The organism is Albidovulum inexpectatum (assembly GCF_002927635.1).
Classification (GTDB): Bacteria; Pseudomonadota; Alphaproteobacteria; order Rhodobacterales; family Rhodobacteraceae; genus Albidovulum; species Albidovulum inexpectatum.
The window spans coordinates 590,776-607,520 of sequence record NZ_PRDS01000001.1 but is presented as its reverse complement, the minus strand read 5'-3'; the positions used below and the strand labels follow the sequence as shown (position 1 = coordinate 607,520).

The following is a 16,745-nucleotide window of genomic DNA, read 5'->3' as shown; positions in this document are numbered from 1 at the left end:
GGGGAAAGTTGCATTGTGATCGCAACCGACGGGGACGGGAATGCGCAGGACGGCAGGAATTGCACTTGGACTGGCATTGGGCATCGGTGCGGCCATGGTCGCGCCCACGCCCCTGCGCGCGCTGCAATCGGCGAAACTGGTGGCGCCGGGGGCCGAGGATGCGCTGGCCGAAAGGCTGCGCGCGGCCTCTGTCACGTTGCAGATGGTCAACGAAAAGCGCACCGACGCCCAAAGCCTGATCGCCGCGACACGCGCCGATTACGGCCGGCTTCTGGGTGTGCTCTATGCGGCCGGGCATTACGGCGGTGTCATCTCGATCCTGATCGACGGGCGCGAAGCGGCCGACATTCCACCGCTCGAGGCGCCTGATCGGATCGACCGCATCGAGATCACGGTCCGGCCGGGGCCGTTGTTCACCTTCTCGGCCGCGCGGATGCGACCCTATGCGCCCGGCACCGATCTGCCGCCCGCCTATCGCGACACGCTGCCGGCCTATTCCACCGCGATCGTCGAGGCCGCCGATGCCGGTGTCAAAGGCTGGCGCAACCTGGGCCATGCCAAGGCCCGCGTCGCCGATCAGAAGATCATTGCCGATCACCGCGACAGGACGCTGGCCTCGACCATCATCCTTGATCCCGGACCAAGGCTGCGCTTTGGCCAGTTGACGATCGAGGGGCAGGAACGGATGCGGATCGACCGGATCCGCAAGATCGCCGGTTTCCCGGCCGGAGAGGTGTTCGACCCCGAAAAGGCCGACAAGGTCGCCGCGCGGCTGCGGCGGACGGGCGTGTTCCGCTCGGTTGCGCTGGCCGAGGCCGAACAGCCCGATCCCGACGGCACGCTGGATTTTCGCCTGACGCTGGTCGAGGAAGCCCCGCGCCGGTTCGGCATCGGGGCCGAAGCCTCGACCTCGGATGGCGTGTCGTTGTCGGGATACTGGCTGCATCGCAACCTGCTGGGCGGGGCGGAACGGCTGCGCATCGAAGCGGCGATCGACCAGATCGGCACGCAAGGGGTCGATCCGGGATACAGCGTCTCGGCGCGCATCGACCGGCCCGCGACGCCCGTGACCGATGCCGGTGCCTTTGCGCTGGCCCGCGCCGAACGGACCGATATCGTCGATCAGCGCGTGGATACGTTCGAGCTGGGGCTGGGGCTGACGCGCCCGCTGTCCGACACGCTGTCGGCCGAGGCCGGGCTGTCCTATATCCGCTCGCGCGCGACCGACGCAGCCGGCACGACCGATTACAGCCTTGTCGCGCTGCCCATGTCGCTGACATGGGATCGGCGCGACAGCGTCACCGATCCTGCCACGGGCTTCTACCTTGCAGGCAGGCTCACGCCCTATCTGGGGCTTCAGACGACGGGCTCGGGCGCGCAGATGATGCTCGACGGGCGCGCCTATCGCGGCTTTGGCGAGGAGGATCGCTTCGTGCTGGCCGCCCGGCTGCAGCTGGGCACGATTCTTGGATCGGGGCTGGACGATACCCTGCCCGATTACCTGTTCTTTTCGGGCGGCGGCGGCACGGTCCGGGGCCAGCCCTATCAATCGCTTGGCGTGACGCGTCAGCGGTCGGCCAGCGTCACGATCCAGTCGGGCGGACTCAGCTTTGCCGGGATCTCGGGCGAGATGCGCGCCAGGCTGACCGAGCGTATCGGGGCGGTCGCCTTCTACGATGCGGGGCTGATCAGCGATGACACGCTTTGGGGCGGCAACAGCGACTGGCATGCCGGCGCCGGGCTTGGCCTGCGCTACGATACCGGGATCGGGCCGATCCGGCTGGACCTGGGTCTGCCGGTTTCGGGCGATACCGGCGATGGCGTCCAGATCTATGTCGGCATAGGGCAGGCATTCTGATGCGGCTGCTGGTGGCACTTCTGATCCTTGTCCTGACGCCGCTGGCGCTGGCGGCGCAAGAGGACGACCGCGGCTTCCTGACCGGACTGATCGAGGACAATCTGTCGGGCGCGGGCCGGCAGGTCCGCATCGAGGGCTTTGCCGGCGCCCTGTCCTCGCGCGCGACGTTCAGCGAAATGACGATCGCCGACGCCCAGGGCGTATGGCTGACGATTCGCGATGGCGCAATTTCGTGGAATCGCAGCGCCCTTCTTTCCGGCCGTATCGAGGTCGAGGAAATGACGGCGGCCGAGATCCTGCTGCCACGCAAGCCGGTTTCGGACGGCCCGGCACCCGAGGCCCAAGGCTTCAGCCTGCCCGAACTTCCGGTTTCCGTGAAGATCGGAACCTTGCGCGCCGAACGGGTCGCGCTGGGCGAACCGATCCTTGGCCGCAGGGTCGTGGCGCGGCTCGAAGGGTCGATGCAACTGGGCGGCGGCGAGGGCGAGACCAGACTTGTCGTCGAACGGATCGACGGGGAAACCGGTCGTCTGGCGCTGAATGCCTCTTATGCCAACGAAACCCGCCGTGCGATGATCGACCTTCTGCTGCGCGAGGGAGCGGGCGGCATTGTCTCGACGACCCTTGGTCTGCCCGGCGCGCCGGCCCTTGAACTTGCCCTGCACGGGACGGGACCCACGGACGATTTCCGGGCCGATCTCAGCCTGTCGTCGGACAACCAGCCAAGGCTGGCGGGAACGATCACCCTGCGCGGTCAGGAAGACGAAAAGGGACGGCACGCCCAGGCCTTTGCCGCCAGCCTGTCGGGCGATATCGCGCCGCTGTTCCTGCCGGATTATCGCGACTTCTTCGGAAACGAGATCACGCTGGAGGCCGAAGGCAAGAGAGAAGACACGGGCCGTTTCGAACTGTCCAGACTGGTTCTGGATTCGCGCGGGATCGACGTCACGGGCAGCCTGGCCCTGGCACCGGGCGGCGCACCCGAACGCGCGGTTCTGACCCTGCGCATGGGCCGGCCAGAAGGGGGCGAGATCCTGTTGCCGATCTCGGGCCCCCGGACCTGGCTGAAAGGTGCCGATCTTGTGGTGCGCTATGCCGCGCGCCGTGATGACGGCTGGAGCCTGCAGGGCGAGATGCTGGGCCTGCGCCGCCCCGAAATCGCGATCGACGAGATCCGTCTGGCAGGGTCGGGCCGTATTGCCCCCGCCGGGACCGAAGGCGTGCGCCTGACCCGCATGGGCGGGACGATCCGCTTTGCCGCGACCGGGGTTGCGCCCACGGATCCCGCCCTTGCCCGCGCGCTGGGCCAAGCGGTCGCGGGCAAGGCCGTGTTCCACTGGCTGAAGGGTACGCCACTGCGCATCCCGGTGATCGAGATCACGGGCGACGGCCTGTCGGCCGCAGGCGGGGTTTCGATCGCGGCGACCGAAACGGGGCCCGAACTGTCCGGTCGCATCGCGGCCGATCTTGCCGACATGGCACGTCTGTCGGGCATTGCCGGGCGCGAACTTGGTGGGGCTGCGAAGGTCAGCCTTCAGGGGCGCACGGCCGTTCTGGCGGGCAGCTTCGACGCCACGGCCCGGGTCGAGGGACGCGACCTGACCATCGGCATCCCCGAGGCCGACCGGCTGCTGGCCGGCCAGTCGGTGATCGAAACCGACATGTCGCGCGATGAAACCGGGATCACCGTCAAGGCGCTGGATGTCGTTGCCGGCAGCCTCGCGATGCAGGGCTCGGGCGTCATCCGCACCGGCGCCAGCGACCTGACCGCCCGGATGGAGTTCAGCGACCTGTCGGTTCTGGGGCCGCAATATGGCGGGGCCATGCAGGTCTCGGCACGCCTGACAGAGACGGGCGCGAAACGGCGGATCACGCTGAACGGTCAGGCCCAGGACCTGGCCGCGGGCCGGCAGGCGATCGACAAGCTGTTGCGCGGGCGAACCGAACTCGACATCGCGGTGCTGCAAGAGGGACGGGTGATCTGGCCCGAACGCCTAGACGTGACGAACCCGCAGATCCGGCTGCAGGCGGCCGGTCGGGGCGAGGGCGATCAGCGCAGCCTGGATCTGTCTGCGCGTCTTTCCGATCTTGCGCTGTTCGCCCCGGGCTTTCCGGGGCCCGTCACCGCCGAGGGGCGCGTGGCTGCCCTGCCGGGCGACGGATACGACGTGGATATCGCGGCAACCGGTCCGGGCGGAACCGATGCGCGCATCTCGGGAACGGTTGCCGAAGACGGCAGCACCGCCGATCTGGCCATCGCGGGCGGGGCACAATCGGCGATGCTGAATCCCTTCATCCAGCCGCGCAACATCGAGGGGCCGCTGTCCTTCGATCTGCGCCTGTCCGGGGCGCCAAGCCTGTCTGCGCTGACCGGTCGCGTCGCGCTGAACGATGCACGCCTTGTCGCGCCCCTGTTCGGGATCGAATTGCGGCAATTGTCGGCAACCGCCGATCTGGCCGATGCGCAGGCGCGGATCGCGGGCAATGCGAAGGTGCGCGGCGGGGGCGAGGTGGCGATCACCGGTCCGATCGCGCTGACCTCTCCGTTCGTGGGCGATCTGACCATCAGCCTGCGCGATGCCCGCCTGGCCGATCCCGACCTGTATGAAACCACCGTGACGGGCGATGTCTCGATCACCGGGCCGTTCCGTGGCGGGGCCTCGATCGGCGGTCAGGTCCGGCTGGGAAGGACCGAGATCCTGATCGCTTCGGCCGGGGTCGCGACGGACCCGGTCCTGCGCGGCATTGCTCATGTCTCGGAACCGCCCGAGGTCCGGCAGACGCGCAGGCGCGCGCGGCTGATCCGCGACAACGGCGAAGAGCGCAACCGCGTGTCCTATGGCCTGGACCTGGCCATTTCCGCCCCCGACCGCATCTTCGTGCGCGGCAGAGGTCTGGATGCCGAGCTGGGCGGATCGCTGCGCGTTTCGGGCACCACGGCCGATATCGTTCCGTCGGGACAATTCAACCTGATCCGTGGACGGCTGGACCTTCTGGGCAAGCGCTTCACCATCGACGAAGGGCTGGTCCAGCTGCAGGGCGCGCTGGAGCCCTGGATCCGGTTTGCCGCGACCACGCAGACCGACGAGATCACCGCCACGATCCTGATCGAGGGGCCGGCCTCATCGCCCGAGATCAGCTTCCTGTCCTCGCCCGAATTGCCCGAGGAAGAGGTCGTCTCTCAGATCCTGTTCGGACGCGGTTTGACGAATCTTTCGCCGCTGCAGGCCGCACAGCTTGCCTCGGCGGTGGCCGAACTGGCGGGGCGCGGCGGCGGCGGGATCGTCGCGCGCCTGCGGGAAAGCGTGGGCCTGGACGATCTTGACATCACGACGGCCCAGGACGGGTCGGCATCGGTGCGCGCGGGCAAGTATCTGACCGACCGTGTCTATTCCGATGTCTCGGTCGGATCGGACGGCAAGGCCGAGATCAACCTGAACCTGGACGTGCGTCCCGGGGTCAAGATGCGCGGGCGGCTGGATTCCGAAGGCAATACCGGTATCGGCGTCTTCTGGGAACGGGATTACTGACCTTCCCGGTCCCGCCGGCGCAACAGCCGGATTTCGGCATTCACCGCCGCGCCAAGCAGCACGATATAGGCCGAGATATACAGCCACATCATCATTGCCACGACCGCCCCGATCGACCCATAGATCCGGTTATAGGCACCGAAATTGGCCAGGTAGGCCGAGAATGCGACCGAGGCGACCGCCCAGAGGAATGCCGCGAGAATCGCGCCGGGCGTGAACCATCCGTGCCGGTCGGGCACGTTCGGCCCCCAGCGATAGAACAACCCCAGAACCAGGACGAGCAGCGCGAACATGACCGCCCAGGGCAGGATCGACAGGATGACCGCCATGATCGGTCCCAGCGGCAGGAAGTTCAGCGCGATCGGCACCGCGACGATCATCGCCAGCGCCATCACGGACATCGCGATGACGCTGGCCGTCAGCACGATCGAAACCAGATAGCGCGCAATCCCGGCCCGGCGCCTGGTGCCGCGGATCGCGTTCAGCCCGGTGATCAGGGCCGAAACGCCCGACTGGACCGAATAGAGCGCGATCGAAAGAGAGATCACCGTCGTCCATGTCAGGCTGGTGCCCGTCGTGGCCAGCAGCGTGTTCAGCTGTGTCTGAATGATGCGATAGGCTTCGTCGGGAATCAGTTCGTGAACGGCATCGACCGTGTCGCGCACGATCAGCGGATCGGCAAACAGCGACCAGATCGAGATCGTCGCGGCCATGGCCGGAAACAGCGCAAGGATCGCGTAGAAGGCCACCCCGGCCGCGATCAGGCCCAGATGCCGTTCGTCCGACAGGCGCATCACGGCGCAGGCAACTCGCCACGCGAATGCAAGGCCAAGACGGCTTTTCATGGCCGGCCGGATCGGCTTAGCTGTGCGGGCCGAATTTCCTGATACGGGTTCCTTCATGGCGAATGCCCTGCGTTACGTTCCCTTTGCCGCGACCCTGGCTGCCGCGCTGCACCTGACGCCGGTGATGGCCGACCCAGGCAACCTGCCGCGCCCGGTAACCGATGCCGATTACGTGCCCGTCGATCCCGACGAGGCACGGCTGGGTCAGCTCTTGTTCTATGATCCGATCCTGTCTGGCAACCGCAACATCTCTTGCGCGACCTGCCACCACCCGAAATTCGGCACGTCGGACGGGCTGTCGCTGGGCATGGGCGAAGGTGGCATCGGACTTGGCCCCGACCGGCATGTCGATCCCGCGAACCCGCCCGAGCTGCGCATCCCGCGCAACGCGCCGGCCCTGTTCAATCTGGGAGCACGCGAATTTACCCGCCTGTTCCATGACGGCCGGATCGAAGCGGATCCCATGCGGCCGTCGGGCCTGCGCACGCCGCTGGAAGACGAGATGGTGACAGGTTTCGACAGCGTGCTGTCGGCCCAGACGATGTTCCCGGTCCTTTCGCCGGACGAGATGGCGGGACACTACCAGGAAAACGAGATCGCCAAGGCCGTGCGCAGCGGGCGCATCACCGGCAAGGGCGGCGCATGGGACCTGATCTCGGCCCGGGTCGCTTCGATCCCGGCCTATGCCGCGATGTTCGCACGGGTCTATCCCGACATCGGCGAAGGCCGGCCGATCGCCTTCACCGACATCTCGAACGCGATCGCGGCCTTCATGGCCCTTGAATGGCGCAGCGACGATTCCGCCTTTGACCGCTATCTGCGCGGGCAAGGCGACCTGCCCAAGGCGGCCCGGCGCGGGATGGAGCTGTTCTACGGCCGGGGGGGATGCGCCACCTGCCACGCGGGGCCGTTCCAGACCGATCACGGCTTCCACGCGATGGGCGAGCCGCAGCTTGGCCCCGGCAAGGCGGAACGGTTCGAACGGCATTCACGCGATATCGGCCGGATGCGGGTTTCGAACCGGCCCGAGGATGCCTATGCCTTCCGCACGCCGTCATTGCGCAACGTGATGCATACCGGGCCATGGGGCCATGCGGGCGCATGGTCGGACATGCGCAAGTTTCTGGCCCATCACGCCGATCCCGCGCAGGGTCTGGGCGGCTATGACCGGGCCCAGGCGGTCCTGCCCGCGATGCAAAGCGAAAAGGACGACTGGGCGATCCTGGACGATCCCGCCGAGGTCGCGGCGATCGAGGCGGCGGCACGTCCGGGGGTGCGCCTGTCGCAAGCCGAGATCGACGACCTGATCGCCTTTCTGGACGCGCTGAGCGACGAAACCGCCCTGAAGGGTCGGCTGGGCGTGCCGGACTCGGTGCCAAGCGGGTTGCCGGTCGAACGCTGAAGCCCCGGTTCAGGCCGGATCGGGACGCACGCCGCCGGGCGTGACCCGAATGACGCGGTCGGCCGGCACCCGGGTCCAGTCCAGGACGCTGCCATCGGGCCAGACGACGCGGATCTCTGCCTCGGTCGCGGGGCCAATACCGAAATGAACGGGCCCGGCCTGGCCGCCCGCATGGCCCCCGCCGACGGTCACCTCGCGCGTCTGCACGCGGCCATTCGCCCGCAGCTCGATCCAGGCGCCCACGGCATGGGTATTGGCCCCGAATTCCGGTGCGACCGCCAGCCAGTGGCCGGTATCGGGCGTCGCGTTCTGCCAGATCTCCATCGGGGCGCGGCGATTGACCACCACGATGTCCAGCCGTCCATCCCCGTCAAGATCCGTCAGCGCCGCCCCGCGCGACCGTTCGCCCGTGGCGATGCCCGCAAGATGCGCGGTCTCGCGGAACGTGCCATCGGCATTCTGCATCAGCAGGTTGTTGGGATCGTGGATCGCATTGGACGGCATCTGATCGACATTGCCCTTGGCGATGAACAGGTCGGCCCGCCCGTCATTGTCGATATCGCCGAATTCGGCATGCCAGCCGGTCGAGGGGCGTCCGTCGTCGCCGACGAAGGGGATCGAGGCATAGGTCCCGATCGAATAGGGCGCATTGACAAAGCCCGCGCCGGTATTGATCTGCAACAGCTGATCGCCCATCGAGGTCATCATGACCTCGGGCAGGCCATCGCCCGTGATGTCCTGGCTGGCAATCCCCATGCCCCACAGCGAGATGTGCGGCCAGTCCTCGGTCCGCTCGGCCAGGGGGTTCAGCCGGAACATCTGCTCGTAACCGCCGCGTATATAGTAGTGACGGTCATTCGAGATCCGCAGCTCCGGCTCGCCCACGCGGCGCCAGTCCGAAATCAGCATCGACAAGGTGCAGTATCCGGGACGGATTTCCCGGGCCGTGCCATAGCGGCGGCCTTGCGGGCGATACAGGTCATGGCTGTCGCAAGCTCCGAAGGGGCCTTCGGGATTGGCGCGGTCGACGTAATGGCCGAAGACCAGCGTGGGCCAGTCCTGTCCGCGCTCCCAGGTTGCGGCAAAGGCCGTCGTCCACGCGTCGCGCGGGGCCAAGCCCCATTCGGCCGTCGCGTCGGAAAAGGTGCAATCGGGCCCGCCGCGCAGCAATCGGTCCGGGCCGACTCGCAGGACGGCCAGGTCCAGCCAGCCGTCCGAGTCGATGTCCAGAGGATAGGCGCCGGTCACGCCGGTCACGGCCGCGATCGGGCCGTCGCGAAAGCGGATCGGCGCGCCGGGGCCATCGGTTTCATTGATGAGCAGCCGCGCGGGGTTTTCGCCCCCGGCGACGAAAAGATCGGGACGGGCGTCTCGGTTGCAGTCAAGCACCGCCACGCCGCCGCCGACGAAATGTTCCCAACCGCCGCCATAGACATGGCGCACCGGCAGGCCGTCGGCCCGGTCGATGAACACCGGATCGGCCGCAAGGGCCGGGGCGGCGCCGGACAGGGCGGCGAGGACAAGCAGGGCCCGGATCATGCCGCGGCCTCGCGCGCGGGGCCCAGCAGGGCATCGGTGACCGCCGACAGGGCCAGCGCCGCGGCCCCATGCGCCCAGAGAAGATCGCCCCAGGCATGGATCTCGATCCGCGGGGCGGGGCGGCCTGTGTCCAGCGACAATGCCTCGATCTCGGCCAGGGTGTCCTTTGCGTAAAGATAATCGTAGCGCATCCGTTCGCCTGACAGGATGATCAGTTCGGGATCGAACAGGTTGACGACATTGGCAAGGCCCAGCGCAAGGAACCGCCCGGCGCGCCGGAAGATCGACCGCGCGGCGCCATTGCCGGCCTTGGCATGGTCGTAAAGCGTTTCCAGCAGCACGGTCACCGACTGCATCTGGGTATCGGTCCAATTCAGCGCGGTCGTCGCCTCGCGCACCAGCGCGTAGTCGGCGACATAGGCCTCAAGACAGCCGCGCTGGCCACAGCGGCACAGCGCGCCATCGATCTGCACCTTGGTATGGCCCAGCTCCATGCCCAGACCCCGCGCGCCGCGATAGATGCGGTGGTTCAGGACATAGCCCATGCCAACGCCGTGTTCGATGGTCACCACCGCGAAGTCCGAAAGCGCCCGCCCCGCGCCGAACCACAGCTCGGCCAGCGTCACCAGGTTGGCGTCGTTGTCGACATGCACCGCGACATTCAGGTGATCGCTCAGCAGTCGCGCCAGGGGAACATGGCGCGCGGCAAGGATCGGTGACCAATAGACAATGCCATCTGTCGCATCGACAAAGCCGGGAACGCCCAGCCCGACGGCCTGCAGCTCATGGACCGATATTCCCGCGCGCGCGCAGACACCTTCGAGCAGCAGGCGCGTGTCTCGCAGGATGTCTTCGATCCCCAATGCGCCCGGACGGCGCGGAATCGCCAGGTCGGCGATCAGGTTACCGGCGAAATCGACAATGACCGCGGTGTTTTCCCGGTCCGAGAGTTTCAGCCCGGCCACCGGCCGTGTTCCCGGCCGCACCCCCAGGGCCACGGCGGGGCGGCCGCGGCCGGAATCGCTTTCGCGGGGCACGTCCACCTCTTCCAAAAGCCCCATTTCGATCAGCTCGGATGTCAGGGTTGTCACCGTCGCCGGGCTGATGCCCAGCTCCTTGGCCACCTGGACGCGGGGGATCGAGCCAGCCGCGCGCACGCGTTCGAATACCTGCTGACGCAGCGGACGGGCGCCGATCGTCAAGGGGGGTATCAGCGGGCCGCAGCCCGGCTGGACCATGCGCGTCTTCAGGTTCGACCTGCTCTCGATCGTCGCCATTATTTAGCCCGCCTAACAAAACCACTGTAGTCACGTACGAAATTGACTGTGGACGGTGCAGTTCATTCCCATTTGCTGCTTTGCAGCGAAGGAAATTTGTGTTCTTGCCAGTGTGGAAGGCATTTTTTAATTTGACAAGTGAAATTAATCGCGCCAGCCTGTTCGACGTTCGGCAAAAGTGCCGGCCGGGCATCATGCCCGACTTTGGGAGGTGAACATGCATAAATCCATTCTCGCGGCCGTCGCCCTGACGGTCGGTTTCAGCACATCCGTCATGGCCCAGACCGTGGGCGTGAGCTGGTCGAACTTCCAGGAAGAGCGCTGGAAGACCGACGAAAAGGCCATCAAGGAGGCGCTGGAAGCGGCCGGCGCGACCTATATCTCGGCTGACGCCCAGGCCTCGGCCGCCAAGCAGCTGACCGATATCGAGGCCCTGGTCGCCCAGGGTGCCGATGCGCTGATCATCCTGGCGATGGACAAGGACGCGATCGCGCCCGCCATCGAGATGGCCGCCAACGAAGGCATTCCCGTCATCGGTTACGACCGCCTGATCGAGGATCCGCGTGCCTTCTATCTGACCTTCGACAACAAGGGCGTGGGCCGGATCATCGCCGAGAAGGTCAAGGAAGCCCAGCCCGAGGGCAACTATGCCATCATCAAGGGCGACAAGGGTGACCCGAACGCCCTGTTCCTGCTGGAAGGCATGATGGAGGTGATCGGTCCCGATGTCGAGGCGGGCAAGATCAAGGTCGTCTGCGAAACCTTCACCGATGGCTGGAAGCCGGACAATGCCCAGAAGAACATGGAGCAGTGTCTGACCGCCAACAACAACCAGATCGACGCGGTCCTGGCCGAGAACGACGGCATGGCCGGCGGCGTGATCGCCGCGCTGCAGGCGCAGGGTCTGGCGGGCACGGTCCCGGTGGGCGGTCAGGATGGCGACCTTGCCGCGCTGAACCGCGTGGCGCGCGGCCTGCAGACCGTTTCGGTCTGGAAGGATTCGCGTCAGCTGGGCAAGAAGGCGGCCGAGATCGCGCTGGAACTGGCCAAGGGCACGCCCATGGACCAGATCGAAGGCGCCGTGAAATGGTCGGGTGGCGAGAAGGGCGTCGAGATGAACGCCATCTTCCTTGCGCCGACCCCGATCACCAAGGACAACCTGAGCGTCGTCATCGAGGCCGGCCATATCTCGAAAGAGCAGGCCTGCGAAGGCGCGATGGAAGGCGTCGACGGCTGCTGATCGGCACGTGACACTGGCAAGGGGCGCCGCCTTTCGGGCGGTGCCCCGACCGAACCGGTCAGGGACGGACCCTGACCCTCTTCAATCCCGATGGTGAGACGCGCGCGGCGCGTCACGCTCTCTGCCCTTGTGGATGAGGACATGACCCAATCGACGACAACGAAACGCAGCCCCGAAGCGACCGAGGGGCCGGTGACCCGCTTTCTACGCGCGACCGAGCTTGACACCCGGCTTCTGGGGATGGTCGGTGCCCTGGTGCTGATCTGGGTGGGCTTTCACCTCTATGGTCAGCTGGTGAACGGCTATGGCGCGTTCCTGACTCCGCGCAACCTGTGGAACCTTTCGGTGCAGACCGCAAGCGTGGGCATCATGGCCTGCGGCATGGTCCTGGTCATCGTGACACGGCATATCGATCTGTCGGTCGGGTCGATCCTGGGCTTCTGCGCCATCGTGATGGGCGTCGTGCAGGTCTATTTCCTGCCGAAATATCTGGGGCTGGGACATCCCGCGATCTGGATCATCGCCGTTCTGTGCGGCATGGCCGTCGGCACCGCGATCGGCGCGCTGCATGGGTTCCTGATCGCCTATGGCGGCATTCCGGCCTTCATCGTGACGCTGGGCGGCCTTCTGGTGTGGCGCGGCGCCGCGTTCCTCGTGGCGCGGGGCGAGACGATCTCGCCGGTCGATTCGACCTTTGCGCTGCTGGGTGGCGGACCCTATGGCGCGATCGGCGCCACGGGCAGCTGGATCGTGGGCCTTCTGGCCTGTGCCGGCATCATCTGGCTGATCCTTCACGGCCGCGCCCAGCGTCGCAAGTTCGAATTTCCGCTGCGCCCGGTCTGGGCCGAGCTGTTCCTGGCCGCACTGGGCTGCGCGCTGGTCATCGGCGCGGTGTTGCTGGTCAATGCCTATCCCTGGCCGCGCGGCATCGTCCGGCAATATGCCGAACGCAACGGGATCGAGATCCCGGCCGAGGGCCTGTTCATCAGCCACGGTTTCGCGATTCCGGTGCTGATCCTGATCGCGGTGGGCATCGTGATGACCTTCCTGATGACGCGCACCCGCTTTGGCCGCTATGTCTTTGCCATCGGTGGCAATCCCGAAGCGGCCGAGCTTGCGGGCATCAACACCCGATGGATGACGGTCAAGATCTTTGCGCTGATGGGCTTCCTGTGTGGCCTGTCGGCGGCGGTCGCCTCGGCGCGACTGAATTCGGCGACGAACGCCCTGGGCACGCTGGACGAACTTTACGTCATTGCCGCGGCGGTCATCGGCGGCACCTCGCTGGGCGGCGGTGTCGGCACGATCTATGGCGCGATCATCGGCGCGCTGGTCATGCAGTCGCTGCAGACGGGGATGGTGCTGATCGGCTTTGATGCCGCGATTCAGCAGGTCGTCGTGGGCTCTGTCCTGGTCCTGGCCGTGTGGCTGGACAAGGTCTATCGCAGCAAGTCGAAATGAGGGGGGCAGAGATGACGACGAACAGGGGAACCCCGCTGGTCGAGATGCGCGACATCTCGGTGTCTTTCGGCGGCATCAAGGCCGTCGATCATGTGACCGTCGATCTGTATCCGGGCGAGGTCGTCGGGCTTCTGGGCCACAACGGCGCCGGCAAGTCCACGCTGATCAAGTGCCTTTCGGGCGCCTACCAGCCGGATTCGGGCGAGATCTGGATCAACGGCGAAAAGGCCACGATCGAGAATCCCCGCGACGCGCGGCGCTACAATATCGAGACGATCTATCAGACGCTGGCCCTGGCCGACAATCTGGACGCGGCCGCGAACCTCTTCCTGGGTCGCGAGCTGCTGACGCCTTCGGGTCTGCTGGACGACGCCCGGATGGAGGCCGAGACCCGCAAGATCATGGCACGGCTGAACCCGAACTTCCGCAAGTTCAACGTGCCGGTTTCGGCCCTGTCGGGCGGTCAGAGGCAATCCGTCGCGATCGCGCGGGCGGTCTATTTCAACGCGCGCATACTGATCATGGACGAACCGACCGCCGCGCTTGGCCCGCACGAGACGCAGATGGTGGCCGAGCTGATCCAGGAACTGAAGGCCCAGGGGCTGGGCATCTTCCTGATCGAGCACGACATCCACAACGTGATGCATCTGTGCGACCGCGCCAGCGTGATGAAGAACGGCCAGCTTGTCGGAACGGTGAACGTGAACGAGGTCACCGACGAAGACATCCTGGGTATGATCATCCTGGGCAAGAAGCCCGAAAAGGTTGCCTGATGTTTCTGGGGCTCGATCTGGGTACTTCGGGCCTGAAGGCCGTGGTCATCGACGAGGATCAGCAGATCCAGGCCGAGGCCACGGCCGCGCTGACGGTCTCGCGCCCCCATGACGGCTGGTCAGAGCAATCCCCGGCCGACTGGATCGCCGCGGCCGAGCAGGTCATCCGGGAAATCCCTGCCCCGATCCGCGCGGCTTTGCGCGCCATCGGCCTGTCGGGCCAGATGCACGGGGCCACCTTGCTGGATGGCGCGGACAATGTTCTGCGGCCCTGCATCCTGTGGAACGACACCCGCGCCCATGAACAGGCTGCGCGGCTGGACGCGGATCCGCGCTTTCGTGCGATCACCGGCAATATCGTCTTTCCCGGCTTCACCGCGCCGAAACTGGTCTGGGTCCGGGAAAACGAACCCGACATCTTTGCCCGCGTCGCGAAGGTTCTGTTGCCCAAGGATTACCTGCGCCTGTGGCTGACGGGGGACCACGTGGCCGAGATGTCGGATGCGGCCGGGACAAGCTGGCTGGATACCGGCGCGCGCGACTGGTCGGACACGTTGCTGCGCGAAACGGGTCTGGACAGATCCGCGATGCCGCGGCTGGTCGAAGGGTCCGAGCCATCGGGCCAGATCCGCCGGGAACTGGCCGATCGCTTTGGCCTGCGGCCCGACGTGATCGTGGCTGGCGGGGCCGGGGACAACGCGGCCTCGGGCATCGGCGTGGGCGTGGTGGGGGCGGGGCAGGCATTCGTCAGCCTTGGCACCTCGGGCGTGCTGTTTGCCGCAAATGACGGCTACCGCCCGGCACCGGAAACCGCGGTGCATACCTTCTGTCACGCCGTTCCGGGGACCTGGCACCAGATGGGCGTGATCCTTGCGGCGACGGATGCGCTCAACTGGTTCGCGCGGCTGGCGGGTAGGGACGCGGCCGAACTGACCGCCGGTCTGGGCGAGCTTCAGCCGCCGGGCAAGACGCGTTTCCTGCCCTATCTGGGCGGAGAGCGCACCCCGCTGAACGACGCCGCGATCCGGGGCGCCTTCATCGGGCTGGAACATGCCACCGACCGCAGGGCCGCGACGCGCGCGGTCCTGGAAGGCGTGGCCTTTGCGCTGCGCGATTGCCGCGACGCGCTGGCGGCAACCGGCACGCGCATCGACCGGCTGATCGCGGTCGGTGGCGGGTCGCGGTCCGACTACTGGCTGGCTGCGATCGCGACGGCGCTGGATACGCCTGTCTCGGTTCCTGTGGCGGGTGATTATGGCGGCGCCTTCGGCGCAGCCCGGCTGGCCATCATGGCCGCGACCGGCGCGGGGGCCGAAATCGCGACACCACCCCGGATCGCGCGCGTGATCGAGCCGAACTCCAGCCTTTCAGCCGCTTTCGACGAGGGCCATGCGCGTTACCGCGCGGCCCGTGATGCCATCAGGGGACTGACATGACCGACTTTTTCAAGGGTATCCCGGCCATCCGCCACGAGGGGCCCGACAGCGACAACGAATTCGCCTTTCGCCATTACAACCCGGACGAAATCGTCCTGGGCAAGCGGATGGAGGACCATCTGCGCTTTGCCGTGGCCTATTGGCATTCGTTTGCGTGGCCGGGCAATGACCCGTTCGGCGGCCAGACCTTTGAACGGCCATGGTTCGGCGACAGCATGGATCTGGCGCGTCTGAAAGCGGACGTTGCCTTCGAGATGTTCGACATCCTGAACGTGCCGTTCTTCTGTTTCCACGATGCGGATGTGCGGCCCGAAGGGGCGAGCTTTGCCGAAAGCCGGCGGAATCTGGAAGAAATCGTCGATTACTTCGCCCGCAAGATGGAAACCAGCCGCACGCGGCTGTTGTGGGGAACGGCGAACCTGTTCTCGCATCGCAGGTTCATGGCCGGCGCGGCGACGAACCCCGATCCGGATCTCTTTGCCTATGCCGCGGCCACGGTGAAGACCTGCATGGACGCAACCCACAAATTGGGTGGTGAAAACTATGTCCTTTGGGGCGGTCGCGAAGGCTATGAGACCCTGCTGAACACCGATCTTGCGCGCGAACGGCAGCATTACGGCCGCTTCCTGTCGATGGTGGTCGAATACAAGCACAGGATCGGCTTCAAGGGCACGATCCTGATCGAGCCCAAGCCGCAGGAGCCCAGCAAGCACCAGTACGATTACGACGTCGCCACGGTCTATGGATTTCTCAAGGAATTCGGGCTCGAGAACGAGGTCAAGGTGAATATCGAGCAGGGCCACGCGATCCTGGCCGGCCATTCCTTCGAACACGAGATCGCCACGGCGGCAAGTCTGGGGATCTTCGGGTCGATCGACATGAACCGCAATGATTACCAGTCGGGCTGGGACACCGATCAGTTTCCCGACAACGTTCCGGAAATGGCGCGCGCCTATTACGAGATCCTGAAGGCAGGCGGGTTCACGACCGGGGGTACGAATTTCGACGCCAAGCTGCGGCGGCAAAGCCTGGACCCCGAGGACCTGATCCTGGCGCATGTGGGCGCGATGGATGTCTGCGCGCGGGCGCTGAAGGCGGCGGCTGCGCTGCTGGAGGACGGGTCGCTGGAACGGGCGCGGGCCGATCGCTATGCCGGCTGGGACCGGCCCGAAGCGCAGGCGATGCTGAAGTCCTCGCTGGACGAGATTGCCGCACGGGTGGAATCCGAAGGGATCGATCCGCAGCCGCGGTCTGGCCGCCAGGAGCGGCTGGAGAACCTGTGGAACCGCTTCGTCTGAGCGATCCGGCAGGCCGAGGATGGAGCGCCCGGGTGTCGGCCCGGGCGTCCTTTTTTATGCCGTGCGATCGTTTCGGTTTGGTGAAA

At 66.4% G+C, this 16,745-nt stretch carries 11 protein-coding genes; 8 read left to right on the top strand and 3 right to left on the bottom strand.

Features of this window, described 5'->3' with window-relative positions:
* The first annotated feature begins 40 nt into the window (after positions 1 to 40).
* The gene (locus LV82_RS03060) at positions 41 to 1,858 is read left to right on the top strand and encodes an autotransporter assembly complex protein TamA (RefSeq protein WP_104069192.1); all 1,818 of its coding nucleotides are present in this window, start codon (positions 41 to 43) and stop codon (positions 1,856 to 1,858) included.
* Complete coding sequence (locus LV82_RS03055; RefSeq protein ID WP_104069191.1) at positions 1,858 to 5,388, top strand: translocation/assembly module TamB domain-containing protein; 3,531 nt, start codon at positions 1,858 to 1,860, stop codon at positions 5,386 to 5,388. The genes LV82_RS03060 and LV82_RS03055 overlap by 1 nt, the downstream gene beginning before the upstream one ends.
* Here LV82_RS03055 and LV82_RS03050 read toward each other — a convergent pair.
* Positions 5,382 to 6,233: a YihY/virulence factor BrkB family protein gene (locus LV82_RS03050; protein WP_170063334.1), complete on the bottom strand. Its 852-nt coding sequence runs from the start codon at positions 6,231 to 6,233 to the stop codon at positions 5,382 to 5,384. The two genes, LV82_RS03055 and LV82_RS03050, sit on opposite strands and share 7 nt — an antisense overlap.
* A 55-nt stretch (positions 6,234 to 6,288) precedes the next feature.
* Between LV82_RS03050 and LV82_RS03045 the strand changes: the two genes are divergently transcribed.
* Positions 6,289 to 7,635, top strand: coding sequence for a cytochrome-c peroxidase (locus tag LV82_RS03045; protein ID WP_425427725.1), 1,347 nt, complete (start codon positions 6,289 to 6,291; stop codon positions 7,633 to 7,635).
* Positions 7,636 to 7,644: 9 nt separating this feature from the next.
* Here the strand turns inward: LV82_RS03045 and LV82_RS03040 are convergent, their stop codons facing one another.
* Together LV82_RS03040 and LV82_RS03035 are read right to left on the bottom strand one after the other, a co-directional pair.
* The gene (locus tag LV82_RS03040; protein WP_104069189.1) at positions 7,645 to 9,174 is read right to left on the bottom strand and encodes a CRTAC1 family protein; all 1,530 of its coding nucleotides are present in this window, start codon (positions 9,172 to 9,174) and stop codon (positions 7,645 to 7,647) included.
* On the bottom strand, positions 9,171 to 10,451 hold the full coding sequence (locus LV82_RS03035) for an ROK family transcriptional regulator (protein WP_245873049.1): 1,281 nt from the start codon (positions 10,449 to 10,451) through the stop codon (positions 9,171 to 9,173). The genes LV82_RS03040 and LV82_RS03035 overlap by 4 nt, the downstream gene beginning before the upstream one ends.
* A 217-nt stretch (positions 10,452 to 10,668) precedes the next feature.
* On the opposite strand from LV82_RS03035, the gene LV82_RS03030 reads away from it, so the two are divergent.
* The 5 genes from LV82_RS03030 to xylA all read left to right on the top strand — a co-directional run bounded on the left by LV82_RS03030 (position 10,669) and on the right by xylA (position 16,659).
* Complete coding sequence (locus LV82_RS03030; RefSeq protein WP_104069188.1) at positions 10,669 to 11,691, top strand: D-xylose ABC transporter substrate-binding protein; 1,023 nt, start codon at positions 10,669 to 10,671, stop codon at positions 11,689 to 11,691.
* Positions 11,692 to 11,832: 141 nt separating this feature from the next.
* Positions 11,833 to 13,152, top strand: a complete 1,320-nt coding sequence (locus tag LV82_RS03025; protein ID WP_104069318.1) for a sugar ABC transporter permease — start codon at positions 11,833 to 11,835, stop codon at positions 13,150 to 13,152.
* A gap of 11 nt (positions 13,153 to 13,163) precedes the next feature.
* Positions 13,164 to 13,925 (top strand): ATP-binding cassette domain-containing protein, encoded by a 762-nt coding sequence (locus LV82_RS03020; protein WP_170063333.1) that lies wholly within the window; start codon positions 13,164 to 13,166, stop codon positions 13,923 to 13,925.
* A complete protein-coding gene (gene xylB / locus LV82_RS03015) occupies positions 13,925 to 15,361 on the top strand; it encodes a xylulokinase (protein ID WP_104069186.1) in 1,437 nt (478 codons plus the stop codon). Before LV82_RS03020 ends, xylB begins: the two co-directional genes overlap by 1 nt.
* The gene (xylA, locus tag LV82_RS03010; RefSeq protein WP_104069185.1) at positions 15,358 to 16,659 is read left to right on the top strand and encodes a xylose isomerase; all 1,302 of its coding nucleotides are present in this window, start codon (positions 15,358 to 15,360) and stop codon (positions 16,657 to 16,659) included. The genes xylB and xylA overlap by 4 nt, the downstream gene beginning before the upstream one ends.
* Positions 16,660 to 16,745: the final 86 nt, after the last annotated feature.

Bases quoted from the DNA above. Each gene is read 5' to 3' on its own strand.
- LV82_RS03035 (WP_245873049.1), bottom strand. From the start codon at position 10,451: ATGGCGACGATCGAGAGCAGGTCGAACCTGAAGACGCGCATGGTCCAG.
- LV82_RS03030 (WP_104069188.1), top strand. From the start codon at position 10,669: ATGCATAAATCCATTCTCGCGGCCGTCGCCCTGACGGTCGGTTTCAGC.
- LV82_RS03025 (WP_104069318.1), top strand. From the start codon at position 11,833: ATGACCCAATCGACGACAACGAAACGCAGCCCCGAAGCGACCGAGGGG.
- LV82_RS03060 (WP_104069192.1), top strand. From the start codon at position 41: ATGCGCAGGACGGCAGGAATTGCACTTGGACTGGCATTGGGCATCGGT.
- xylA (WP_104069185.1), top strand. From the start codon at position 15,358: ATGACCGACTTTTTCAAGGGTATCCCGGCCATCCGCCACGAGGGGCCC.
- xylB (WP_104069186.1), top strand. From the start codon at position 13,925: ATGTTTCTGGGGCTCGATCTGGGTACTTCGGGCCTGAAGGCCGTGGTC.
- LV82_RS03050 (WP_170063334.1), bottom strand. From the start codon at position 6,233: ATGAAAAGCCGTCTTGGCCTTGCATTCGCGTGGCGAGTTGCCTGCGCC.
- LV82_RS03055 (WP_104069191.1), top strand. From the start codon at position 1,858: ATGCGGCTGCTGGTGGCACTTCTGATCCTTGTCCTGACGCCGCTGGCG.
- LV82_RS03045 (WP_425427725.1), top strand. From the start codon at position 6,289: ATGGCGAATGCCCTGCGTTACGTTCCCTTTGCCGCGACCCTGGCTGCC.
- LV82_RS03040 (WP_104069189.1), bottom strand. From the start codon at position 9,174: ATGATCCGGGCCCTGCTTGTCCTCGCCGCCCTGTCCGGCGCCGCCCCG.
- LV82_RS03020 (WP_170063333.1), top strand. From the start codon at position 13,164: ATGACGACGAACAGGGGAACCCCGCTGGTCGAGATGCGCGACATCTCG.